The organism is Synechococcus sp. R60.1 (genome assembly GCF_047461835.1).
Lineage (GTDB): Bacteria > Cyanobacteriota > Cyanobacteriia > Thermostichales > Thermostichaceae > Thermostichus.
The window spans coordinates 18519-29554 of record NZ_JANSIA010000028.1 but is presented as its reverse complement, the minus strand read 5'-3'; the positions used below and the strand labels follow the sequence as shown (position 1 = coordinate 29554).

Below are 11036 nucleotides of genomic sequence, written 5' to 3'. Positions count from 1 at the left end.
CTCAACTGGATGTGGAAGACATTCGAGGGATCCGATCGGTTGCTGAGGTGGCTGGTCTCTTTGCATCTCTGGGGTACGCTCTGGTGGGGCAACCGTTGGATATAGCAGCGCTGGAGCTACCCGCTGATTTTGACAGACCTCGGGCTGCATATTTCCTGGCGGAATATCGACAGCGGTATTTCCGTCAGGTGGTGCTGCTGCTTGAGTTTGAGGTAAAGCCCAGCCCTACAGGTCGCTTCCCTTCGGGGAAGTGGAATTAATGAAAACAAACAAACTATGGCAACCAGGGAAACTGGCGAAAGTTAGGTGGGCGCTTTTCCAAAAAGGCGCGTTTGCCCTCAGCAGCTTCTTCGGTCATGTAGAACAGCAACGTCGCATCTCCGGCCAGCTCCTGCAGCCCCACCTGCCCATCGCAGTCGGCGTTGAAGGCGGCTTTGAGGCAGCGGATGGCTAAGGGGCTGTGCTGGAGAATTTCTTGCGCCCAGCGGATCCCTTCAGCTTCTAGCTCTTCCACTGGCACCACGGCATTGACCAGACCCATCTCTAGGGCTTGGGCTGCGGTGTATTGGCGGCAGAGGAACCAAATCTCGCGGGCTTTTTTTTGCCCCACCACTCGCGCCAGGTAGGCGGCCCCAAAGCCCCCATCGAAGCTGCCCACCCTAGGGCCGGTTTGCCCAAAGATGGCATTATCGGCGGCAATGGTCAGGTCGCAGATGAGATGCAAAACATGGCCACCCCCAATGGCGTAGCCTGCCACTAGGGCAATCACCACCTTGGGCAAAGAGCGGATGATGCGCTGCAGATCCAGCACATTGAGACGAGGGATCCCGGCCTCATCCAGGTAACCGGCCTCGCCCCGTACGCTTTGATCCCCGCCGGCACAAAAGGCATACTTGCCGTCGCTGTGGGGCCCTGCCCCGGTCAACAACACCACCCCGATACGGGGATCCTCTCGCACATCGGCAAACGCATCAATCAGCTCGGCAATGGTCTTGGGGCGGAAGGCGTTGCGCTTGTGGGGACGGTTGATGGTGATCTTGGCAATGCCATCCGTTTTTTCGTAAAGAATGTCTTCGTAGAGCTTGGCCGTCTGCCACATGGTGTCTGGGTGTATCTATTGGGATGCCGGGCCAGGAGAGTTCCGTTTGGCTGATGGGGGCTCACTATGAGGAGCACCTGGGTACTCTGCACCGCTACCGCGAACGGCCTGAAAAGGCTAGGTAGAACGGTTGGTCGCTTGGATGAGGGCTTCCACCAATCCTTCCAAAGTATACTCCTGGGCTGCGATGTCCACTCGACCAAATGCAGCCTTGCAGGTTGCGGCCGTCTTGGGGCCAATGGCGGCAATCTGCACGGGTGGATCCCAGATCTCAGGGCCCAGCCCTGACTGCCGGATCAAGTGGGCAAAATGCTGCACCGTCTTGGAGCTGGCAAAGGTGAGGATGTCCACCTGGTGGGCTTTAAGAGCTTCCAGGACCTGGGGATCCGCTGCTGCTGGACAGGCGGACTGATAGGCGGCCACCTCCACCACCTCTGCTCCTCGCTGCCGCAACCCCTGTACCAGCTCCTCCCGCCCTCCTGACTCAACGCGGGGAAAGAGGATGCGCTGCCCCTGCACTGGCTGCGGCCAAATGGGTAGCAGGGCTTCGGCCACAAACTCGGAGGGCATCAGATCCGGGCGAATGCCGTACTGGGCCAGCACGGAAGCGGTTTTGGATCCCACCACCGCCACTTGCAGGGAGTGGAGTGCTCGGCTATCTCGCCCCTGCCGCTGCAGCCGCTCAAAGAAAGCCTGCACTCCATTGGCAGAGGTCAGCAGCAGCCAGTCGAATTGTTCCAGGTTGGCAATGGCTGTATCCAAGGGATCCCAGCTCGTGGGCGGCTGGATCACCAGGGTCGGCATCTCCAGCACCCGCGCCCCCTGGGCCTGTAGCAGCTCCCGAAAAGCTGGCGATTGCCCCTCAGAACGGGTAACCAGCACCGTCTTGCCTGCCAAAGGAGCCGGCGGAGGCAAAGGAGGGATCCCCGGCAAAAAGTCCTGCCGCAGCCGCACCACCTCCCCAACCACCAGTAGGCCCGGCAACTTTGCCTGACTCTCCCCCTGCTGCAGCTCGGCCAAGGTGCCCACCCACACCTGCTGCTCTGCTTGCCCCGCCCCCCAGATCAAGGCCACCGGTCGGTCTGCCGGGATCCCAGACTCCACCAGCCGTGCGCCAATGTGCTGTCGCTGCCGGGATCCCATCAAAATCACCAAAGTATCCAACTGGGCCAAAGCGCCCCAGGGCAGAGCTTCCAGCTCGTGGGCGGTGAGAACGGCAAAAGCGCGGCTCAAGTGTTTATCCGTTAACGGGATCCCTGCCCAGAGGGGGCCAGCCAGGGCCGACGACAACCCCGGCCAAATCTCAAAGGGACAGCCCGCCTCCCTAAGGGCTTGGATCTCCTCGCGAGCGCGGCCAAAGATCAAGGGATCCCCTGACTTGAGGTGAACCACCTGTTTGCCTTCTCGGCAGCGCTGGATGATCCAGTGGATGCCCTCCTGGAGGCTTCCTGGCCCAGAGCGTCGCCACACCTGCGCCTGCGGCGGCAACTCTGCCAACAAGCGCTCATCCACCAGCTCGTCGATCCAGATAGCCTCAGCCTGCCGTAGGATCTCCAGTGCTCCCTGCGTCAGGCCCGCCCGCCCGCCCAGCCCTGCCCCCACTAGATACACCTTGCCCATGCCCTACCCCTTGGAATGTCGATCTTGCCCCTTGTAAGAAGGGGATCCCGCTTGCTTTGCAAATATAAATCGAAGACGCCTCCCAACAGCTCCTCTTCCAAGGGGTGGCCAGCCTGAGGAAAAACTGGTCTACTTGCGAGATACTGAAAGCGTGGCCGCCTGAGGATCCCTGCCTATGTCCGGTGTAACTCCAGAGCCTTGGCCGCGGCGGCGTTTTTTGGCCAGTGGAGCTGCTCTGCTAGCAGTAGGAGCGGGCTCCCGCCCCTCTTCGGCCAGATCCCGGCCCTTGCGACTGGTCACCAACTGGTACGCCCAGGCCGAACACGGCGGCTTTTACCAAGCCCTGGCCACCGGCATCTACGCCGACTACGGTCTGCAGGTGGAAATCCGCATGGGGGGAACGGCGGTTAACGTGCTGCAACTGCTAGCCGGGGGAGCGGCAGATTTTGTGCTCGGCGGCAGCCCCGACGCTCTGGCGGCTCTGCAAGCTGGGATCCCTGTTCTCACCGTGGCCGCCTTTTTCCAGAAGGATCCCCAGTGTCTCTTGGCCCATCCAGGGGTGGGCATCGAGTGCCTGGAAGACCTGCGGGGCAAGCCCATCTGGGTGTCACCGGGGGCCAACCTCACCTACTGGCCTTTTTTGCGGGCCAAATTTGGCTTTACCGACGAGCAGAAGCGCCCCTACAACCTCAGCCTCACGCCCTTCTTGCTGGACAAGTCTTCTGCCCAGCAGGGCTATGTGACCTCCGAGCCCTTCCGCGTGCGCCAGGAGGGGGGCTTTGATCCCGTCGTTTTTCTGCTGGCCGACTACGGCTATTCCCCCTACGCCACCACCCTGGAGACCACCCGCCCCTTTGCCGAACAGCACCCGGAGCAGGTGCGAAAATTTGTAGCTGCCTCCATCCAGGGCTGGCAGAGCTACCTAGAGGATCCCCGCCCCGGCAATCGCCTCATCCGCCAAGACAACCCCAACATGAGCGAGGCCCTCCTGGCCTACGCCCACCAAGCCCTAAAAGACTACGGCCTTCTCACCAGTGGAGATGCCGCCACGCTGGGGATCGGCGCCATGACCCACCAGCGCTGGCAAACCTACTTTCAGGAGATGGTGGCCCTGGGGATCGGCGCAGCGGGTCTGGAGGTTCGCCAAGCCTATACCCTCGACTTCCTCCCCGGCCCCACTGCCTAAGGGATCCCCACTTCCATCGCCGCCAAACTGTGCAAAAGCGGGGATCCCTGCATCCCCAGCTCATGGCGCCGGTGCATTTGGTTTGTCAGCAAGTAGGCCAAAGGTGGGTGGCCGCTCAGCCGTTGGCGGGGGTGGGGCAGATGGTCGTTGCCGAACTGGTGGCGGTACTCCTCCGAGTCGATAAAGGCATTGACCATGGCCTGCAAGCCCTGGTGCACCAAAATGTCGTGGTAGGCGGCCACCTCCTCCTTGCTGGCCGGGGCCCGTCCCAAAAAGTGCTTGAAGCCCTGCTCTACACAGCGGGTGTTGCAGCCGGCACTGAAAAAGAGTTGCCGGTAGAGCCGGGATCCCCCAATCTGGCGAACCAAGCGCTTAATCCCGATCCGCCCCCGCAAGAAGTCCTGCTCGATTTTCTCCAGTTCTCCCGCTTTCTCGTGCTGGTAGGGCTGGCGTTCCAAAAGCTGCTGATAGGCGGCCCGCAACAGGTTTTGCAACGTTTGCGGATCCCGCTGGCGTGGTTCCATGGCAATAGCTCCCAATCGACAGAACTGACAAAAACAGACAAAACGAGGGGCTACTTTAAAGAAATGGCCAAGAGAGTAGCGAATGGCTCAATACGCTTTTACGGCAAACTTCAGCACATCCTTCTGTAACAAAATTGCCAATAAAAGACCGTGAAGGTTCTACTTAAGATTTACCTTGCCGACAGAACGACCGGGGGAGATCTGCGATAAATATTTACGAAAGGATTGTCATTTTCTCCAATTTACGTGATTTCACTTTGTGGCTTTCTGGGAGATAAAAAGATTCCGTGTTTACCCGTAGTTAAGGATTATGACATTTTCATCCAAGATGACCTCATCCAAATCCAAAATAAAGTAAAGAATATAGCCTTCCCCAGAGTTACTTGTGCGGGACTCATCATCTGAGGTGACCTACGTTTAACTTTAATCGACTGGGAAATCAGGTGTTGCCGTAGACCTGCAGAAGGACTGCAGGGAAGGGAGTTAATTGTTGTAATTTGTTTGCGTTGCTTATGCAGTAGATCCTGCCCGCCGGGGTTTTTTGTCTGCCCTTAATGTGGATCCCATCTATGGTTAAACAAATCCGGCTAGAGCCTTTATCTCGTGTCTCGGAGGTCGATACCTACAGCAATCTGCTGTCGGCCATTTTGTCGGAGGAGCTGCAGGTTTCGCGGGAATGTAACGGTCGCGGCCTCTGCGCCACCTGTCATGTTTACGTCAAAGAGGGAATGGAAAGCCTCACTCCCATCACCCCCCGCGAGGCCAAGACTCTGGAGACCATTACCAGCGCCCGCAGCAATTCCCGGCTGGCCTGTCAGGCGCGGGTGGTTTCCGATGGCGTGGTGGTGGAGCTGCCGCCGGGGATGTACGTGAACTCGCTGAGGGATATCGAAGTGCTCATCGGTCGGCGGGCCGAACAAGACCTGCTGCACCCACGGACGGGGAAGGTTTTGGTGGAGCAGGGCAAGATCATCACTCGCTCTACTGTTAAGCAGCTAGAAAATGAGGACTTCCGCATCATTGGCAATACGCTGGCCCAAACTCGGGAAGTTTGATGGATTGTCGATATTCAGGGATCCCTTGGGCTCAGCGGGCATTGTCTTATAGACAATCAACCAAGGATTGAACAATGTTGGATCCCTCAGATAGCTGACCAAGTTTATCGAATGCTTAGCCATTCATTTTGTTGACTCATTGGCATTGTCTGGCCCAGTTGATCCCTACAAATCCCACCAAATCCTGTTGCTTTGCAATCTAGAATTATCCATTTTTTATCAGGAGAGCGCCATGGCCACCACATCTCGACCGGATCCCCGTCCTGCAGTCACCCTGCCTGTGGGCCGCGACAAGCATGCTCACTACAGTTACCGCGATTTCTTTCGCTTCAACCGAGATCAGGGCACGATTATCGATTGGAACAACACCCAAAATCTGCTGTTGAGCGAAGACTTTATTGTGGGCCTGCAAACAGGCTTGGAACGGGAGGTGGGGGATGCTTCGGCGGCGGTGATGTACACCATTGGCAGAGATTGGGGCATCCGCGATGCCAAGCACTTCTCCGAGTGGTACGAGCGGGAGTATGGGATTGGCGTAAAACAGTCCAACCTTTTGTTTTTGCTGGAGACTTGGTGGTGGCCTTTTACGGCTCAGGGCTGGGGCAAGTGGGAGGTGGAAACCGAATCCAAACAAAAAGGCTTCCTGTTTATCAACTTGTTTGACTCGATGGTGGCTCGCACCCTTGGGGATGTGGGCAAGCCGGTTTGTCATCTCTATGCCGGGCTATTTGCCGGGTTTTTCACCGCTATGACTTCCCGCGAGCTGGCCTGCATCGAGATCCAGTGCTACGCCATGGGGGAAACCTACTGCAAGTTCCTGTTGGGCGGGCAAGAACGCATTGATGCCGCCAATTTTTGGATCACCGAAGGGGCCAGCGCCCGCGAGATCGAGCAGCGTTTACAGCAAATGTAAGGCTTGCTTGTGGTTCTGTCGTTCCTCAGCGCTTTGGAGAAGCTGACATGCTCACCCTAGATCCTGCTCGAGATCTAACCCAGCCCCTGATGCTCTTCTTGCAGGGGTTGAACTGGGATAATCGACCCCTAGCCAAGGCTTCCTCCGCTCAAGAACTGCCGCCGCAGTCCCCCGTGCTCTTTGCCCAGTCGGTGGGCCAGTTTTTTGCCGGCTTCAATTGGTCGGGCATCCGCCCATGGGTGGAGCCGGTGCCGGAATTGCCAGCGGAGGATCCCTTTACTCTTGAGGATTTTGCCGCCTTGTTTGGCGGAGCTTTGCTCTAGCTCTGGTTTGTTCAGGGCTCTCAGTTGTGCTCTCTCGATCCGTGCTCTAAGGAGACTTCACCCATGGATGACCTTCACTCTTGGCCGGAGCGCATTGCCGATCGAGAAGGGGGTTACCTAACACCCGACGATCTGCAAGACCTGATTCGCTACTCTCTCTCTTTTCAAGAACGGCTGGAGCTCTACCAGGTCTTACAACAGCAGGAGCTGACCTGGATCCAAAAGGTTTTGCAACAGCAGGGGCCAACCCCCGTCGCGACAGCGTTGCCCAGCAGCAATCCCGCCAGAGAGGGGGCAGAACCTTCTCTAACCCCGGCTCAGCGCCTCTTGGCTCGTCAATTGGCCTTTTGTTTGCGCTCCCTGGGCCTGAGTCTGTTGCTGGGGGATCCCACCCCTGTGCAGCAGGTAACTCTTGGTGCGATGGAACAGTACCTAGGGTTGCCGCAAGCGCTCGCTCAGCTACGGGCAGTGGTTCAGGGATCCCTGCCGGCGGATCAGCAGGGGTTGCTTGCCCCCTACTGGCAAGAGCTGCAGACTGTCTGCGCAACTTCTCAGGCCCAATCTCCTTCCCCTTCTTCTTCTGAGATGGAGGTTGACCTACCCACAGTTCCGCCGGAGCGGGCTCTCACCTTGGCGGAAATGTTTGTGTGAAGCCAACTAACGGAGGATCTGTTCATGAATTCAAGGGTTGCCGAGCTGATGCACCAAAGTGAGGGCCGCTATCTGCGCCCAGATGAGTTGAAAACTCTACACGCCTACGTGGAAGGGATCCCGAAGCGGGTCCGCCTTTACCAGGTTCTGCAGGCCAAAGAACAAGAGCTGCTGGATCGGGTGATGGAGAAGTTTCAGCCGATGATGCCGAATTTAATCCGCCAGCATGGTCACCTGGCCTGGGAGCGCTGCCGCCGGGATCTGAGCATGGTGTGGCGCTACTGCTGCATGGCCATGCTGCTCAACGACGAAGACTACCTGAGGGATAAATTGCTCTACTGGCTGGAGACGATCCTGAAATCGTTCAAGATGCGCGACCAATGCCAGCCTGCCTACAAGTTAATGCTCGACTCCCTGACCTACATCTTTGGGGCAGAAGAGAGCGAGATGATCCGTCCTTATCTGCTTTTGGCCAAATCCATGCTGGTTAACTAGGTCCATTCGCCCTCAATGGATTCCCTAGTTTTGCCAATCCACCGGACATTCATCCCTTCACTCCAAAAGGCCAAGTTCCAGCCGCCCTCAAATCCGTCCATCCCCCTGTGAGATAGCCATGACTACCCTGCAAGAGATTCTGCAAGACCAGATCTTGCCTGGGCACTGCTTTAGCCCTGCCTACTACATCCGCCCTGACATCCACACCGGACTGCTCTACAGCCGCGGAGGATACCGCTTGGCGGCCTTTCCCATGCCCCTGCTGGAGGCTCTCTACTCCGGCCTGCGCTATGAAACTGGCCAAGCCACCCGCGTCATTCTCTACAACTGTGGCCGCGATTGGGGAGAGGCATTTTTCCGCCGTGTTGAAGACGAGCTTTCCGGCTACTACCAGCAGCCGCTGCAGGAATTGCCGATGGGGATCTTCCTGGATGCCCTCAGCGACCTCTGGGCCACCCACGGTTGGGGACGCCTGGAGCTGGACTTTTCCGCTGCTGACCACGGCTTGGTTCAAGCCGGGATCCGCCATTCCGGGTTTGCCCTGGCCGCTCGCGCCAGCTTCAACCTGGAGGAAGCTTCTACACGGCAAGAGCCTGCCGGATACCTAGAGGCGGGAATGCTGGCCAGCCTCTTCTCATTGCTTTCGGGGCGGGATCTCATCTGCGTGCAGACCACCTGCGAATCCCTAGGGGCCGACCTCAACCGCTTCCTCATCGGTACGGCCCAGCGGCTGCACCACTGCGAGGAGTGGGTGCGCAAAGGCCTCTCCCACGAGGAGATTCTGGATCGGCTCACCGCCAGTCCCTAGGGCCAGAGCTGTTTTCAGGGGCTCGCTAGGGCAGGTAGGGCTGAAAATCTTGGGTGACCGTCAGAGTCAAGTTGGCATTGGCGTCGATCACCGCCACTTCCGGCGCCGTTACATTGCCGATGACAGCCCCTGCCGCCGCTCCGCCCAGCACTTTCTCCGTCGAGATCACCCGGTCGCCGAACAAGCCTCCCAAGATGGCCCCCGCAGCTGCCCCAATCAAGGCATCTTGCACAATCGCTTCCCCGGAAGTGTGGCGGGGATCCTTGCGCAGCGGGATAACCTGGCTCTGAGCGTAGAGGGGGTAGGATTGGCCGTTGAAAATCAAAGCCCGCGAGACAAACTGGGTGCCGCCGCTCACCGGCTGAAATTGGCCTTCCAAAACGGCCCCCGCCGGGACGACCGTGTTGCCGTAGATGTCCCGCAGAGGAGTATCCAGGCTGAGGCTGACGGCACGGGTTTCCCCAGGGGCAATCAAGAGGGTTTCTGGGGAGCGATGCACCGCCTGGATCAGATCCCCAGAGCGCAATAGCAACGTGGTTTGCAGTTGAAAGGGCTGGCCAGGTTGCAGGGGTTGAGGGCCAGGGGGAAGGGGGCGAGGATTCACAGGACGCCATCCCTCACCGGCAGGCGGTGGTGGCAAGGGCCCCATTTGGGCCAAAACTGGGGCGGCCATCTGCGCTGAGAGCAATCCGCCAAGCAGAGGAGCCAACAGGCGGCTGGCTGGGTTGGTCATGGTCTTACCCCCATTCATCATTCCTACGCTAGCTGCAAACCGGACAAAACCGGGAGCCTTTCGGGCCTTACCTATCTTTTACCTATCTTGATCAAAGCCAACTGAATGGAAATGGGCTACCTCAGGTGAGCAGATTCCGCTGCTCTTCGCTCCAGATAGAAGTACGGAAAAACGCTAGGGTTGCCCACTCTGGGATCCCTGCTGTCCATGTTAGATTAGGCTCTAGGTTTCTTCCCCTGCGTGGGGCCGAAGTCTTGCAGCATCCCAACCCTCTTCTTGTAGCTATGAAGCGCAGCACATCCATGCCGGGCCAGCCCTCTCCCGGGTCAGAAGCTTCCGCCCAACCTGCTCAATCCTCTTTCCAGCCTTTTGCCATCTCCACTTGGAAGTCTCTTCTCTCGTCAGTGCTGCTGGTGCTGCTGGGCATTGGGCTGGGAGCAGCTCTGGTGGGGGGCAAGGGGGTATCTGCCCAGACGACGGCAACCCCGCCCCAACTGAACCTGAATTTCATCGCCGATGTGGCGCAAAAGGTGGGGCCGGCGGTGGTTCGCATCGATGCTGAGCGGACGGTGCGCGCCCCTGCCCCTTTTCCGGAGGAGTTTTTCAGCGATCCCTTTTTCCGGGATTTCTTTGGCCAAGCGATCCCTTCCATCCCTCGGCAGCGGCGACAGCAGGGAACCGGCTCTGGGTTCATCATCAGCCCAGACGGCCAGATCATCACCAATGCCCATGTGGTCGAGGGATCCGACAAGGTAACGGTGACGCTCAAGGATACCCGCAGCTTTGATGGGCAGGTAATCGGTTCGGATCCGGTTACGGACATCGCCGTGGTGAAGATCAACGCCCAGAACCTGCCGACCGTGAAGCTGGGGCGCTCGGAAACCCTGGAGCCGGGCCAGTGGGCCATTGCCATCGGCAACCCCCTGGGTTTGGATAACACCGTTACGGCTGGGATCATCAGCGCTTTGGGCCGTTCCAGCGGGGAGATTCGGGTGCCTGACAAGCGGGTATCTTTTATCCAAACGGATGCGGCCATTAACCCCGGCAACTCCGGCGGCCCGCTGCTCAACGCTCAAGGGGAGGTGATCGGGGTGAACACCGCCATCATCCAGGGAGCGCAAGGGTTGGGCTTCGCCATCCCCATTGAGACGGCCCAGCGGGTGGCCAATCAGTTGATCACTCGCGGCAAGGTGGATCACCCCTACCTGGGCATCCGCATGCTCACGCTGACTCCAGAGCTGAAGGAGCGCCTCAACCAGGATCCCAATAGCCGCATTTTGATAACGGTGGATCAGGGTGTACTGATTGGCGAAGTCATCCAGGGATCCCCAGCGGAACGGGCAGGGCTGCGGTCTGGGGATGTCATTCTCTCCATCAATGGTCGTGCCGTAACCACAGCCGATCAGGTGCAACAGGAGGTGGAGCGCACTGAGGTGGGCAGCACCCTGGAGCTGGAGATCGAGCGAGCCGGGCGGCGACAGAAGATCCGCGCGGTAACAGGCTCTTTCCCGGCCCCCAGCGGAGGCTGATCGCGCCAGCGGGACGGAGTCCTATCGCGCCAGCGGGACGGAGTCCTATCGCGCCAGCGGGACGGAGTCCTATCGCGCCAGCGGGACGGAGTCCTATCGC

General features: G+C 58.8%; 13 protein-coding genes. 9 read left to right on the top strand and 4 right to left on the bottom strand.

Features of this window, described 5'->3' with window-relative positions:
- A partial coding sequence (locus tag NW834_RS05835) for a hypothetical protein (protein WP_414426254.1) occupies positions 1–260 on the top strand: 260 nt, incomplete at its 5' end.
- Positions 261–274: 14 nt separating this feature from the next.
- On the opposite strand, the gene menB is transcribed toward NW834_RS05835, so the two are convergent.
- Together menB and cobA are read right to left on the bottom strand one after the other, a co-directional pair.
- The gene (gene menB, locus NW834_RS05830; RefSeq protein WP_414351307.1) at positions 275–1099 is read right to left on the bottom strand and encodes a 1,4-dihydroxy-2-naphthoyl-CoA synthase; all 825 of its coding nucleotides are present in this window, start codon (positions 1097–1099) and stop codon (positions 275–277) included.
- Positions 1100–1216: 117 nt separating this feature from the next.
- Positions 1217–2719 carry a uroporphyrinogen-III C-methyltransferase gene (gene cobA, locus NW834_RS05825; protein WP_414351308.1) on the bottom strand — a complete coding sequence of 501 codons (1503 nt, stop codon included), beginning with the start codon at positions 2717–2719 and terminating at the stop codon, positions 1217–1219.
- A gap of 175 nt (positions 2720–2894) precedes the next feature.
- Between cobA and NW834_RS05820 the strand changes: the two genes are divergently transcribed.
- On the top strand, positions 2895–3905 hold the full coding sequence (locus NW834_RS05820) for an ABC transporter substrate-binding protein (protein WP_414351309.1): 1011 nt from the start codon (positions 2895–2897) through the stop codon (positions 3903–3905).
- On the opposite strand, the gene NW834_RS05815 is transcribed toward NW834_RS05820, so the two are convergent.
- The gene (locus NW834_RS05815) at positions 3902–4429 is read right to left on the bottom strand and encodes a phycobilisome rod-core linker polypeptide (RefSeq protein ID WP_414418642.1); all 528 of its coding nucleotides are present in this window, start codon (positions 4427–4429) and stop codon (positions 3902–3904) included. The two genes, NW834_RS05820 and NW834_RS05815, sit on opposite strands and share 4 nt — an antisense overlap.
- A gap of 569 nt (positions 4430–4998) precedes the next feature.
- Here NW834_RS05815 and NW834_RS05810 point away from each other — a divergent pair.
- The 6 genes from NW834_RS05810 to NW834_RS05785 all read left to right on the top strand — a co-directional run bounded on the left by NW834_RS05810 (position 4999) and on the right by NW834_RS05785 (position 8674).
- Positions 4999–5484, top strand: a complete 486-nt coding sequence (locus NW834_RS05810) for a 2Fe-2S iron-sulfur cluster-binding protein (protein WP_414331883.1) — start codon at positions 4999–5001, stop codon at positions 5482–5484.
- Between the two features lie 232 nt (positions 5485–5716).
- Positions 5717–6397, top strand: coding sequence for a V4R domain-containing protein (locus NW834_RS05805; RefSeq protein WP_414344053.1), 681 nt, complete (start codon positions 5717–5719; stop codon positions 6395–6397).
- A gap of 47 nt (positions 6398–6444) precedes the next feature.
- Positions 6445–6720 carry a hypothetical protein gene (locus NW834_RS05800; protein WP_414344051.1) on the top strand — a complete coding sequence of 92 codons (276 nt, stop codon included), beginning with the start codon at positions 6445–6447 and terminating at the stop codon, positions 6718–6720.
- Between the two features lie 63 nt (positions 6721–6783).
- On the top strand, positions 6784–7371 hold the full coding sequence (locus NW834_RS05795; protein WP_414412959.1) for a hypothetical protein: 588 nt from the start codon (positions 6784–6786) through the stop codon (positions 7369–7371).
- A gap of 24 nt (positions 7372–7395) precedes the next feature.
- The gene (locus tag NW834_RS05790) at positions 7396–7866 is read left to right on the top strand and encodes a phycobilisome protein (RefSeq protein ID WP_011432225.1); all 471 of its coding nucleotides are present in this window, start codon (positions 7396–7398) and stop codon (positions 7864–7866) included.
- A 118-nt stretch (positions 7867–7984) separates the two neighbouring features.
- On the top strand, positions 7985–8674 hold the full coding sequence (locus NW834_RS05785) for a V4R domain-containing protein (RefSeq protein WP_414344044.1): 690 nt from the start codon (positions 7985–7987) through the stop codon (positions 8672–8674).
- Between the two features lie 25 nt (positions 8675–8699).
- On the opposite strand, the gene NW834_RS05780 is transcribed toward NW834_RS05785, so the two are convergent.
- Positions 8700–9407 carry a hypothetical protein gene (locus tag NW834_RS05780; protein WP_414407806.1) on the bottom strand — a complete coding sequence of 236 codons (708 nt, stop codon included), beginning with the start codon at positions 9405–9407 and terminating at the stop codon, positions 8700–8702.
- Between the two features lie 284 nt (positions 9408–9691).
- Here NW834_RS05780 and NW834_RS05775 point away from each other — a divergent pair, with 284 nt between their 5' ends.
- Entirely contained in the window at positions 9692–10936 is a 1245-nt protein-coding gene (locus tag NW834_RS05775) for an HhoA/HhoB/HtrA family serine endopeptidase (protein ID WP_011432228.1), read from the top strand.
- Positions 10937–11036: the final 100 nt, after the last annotated feature.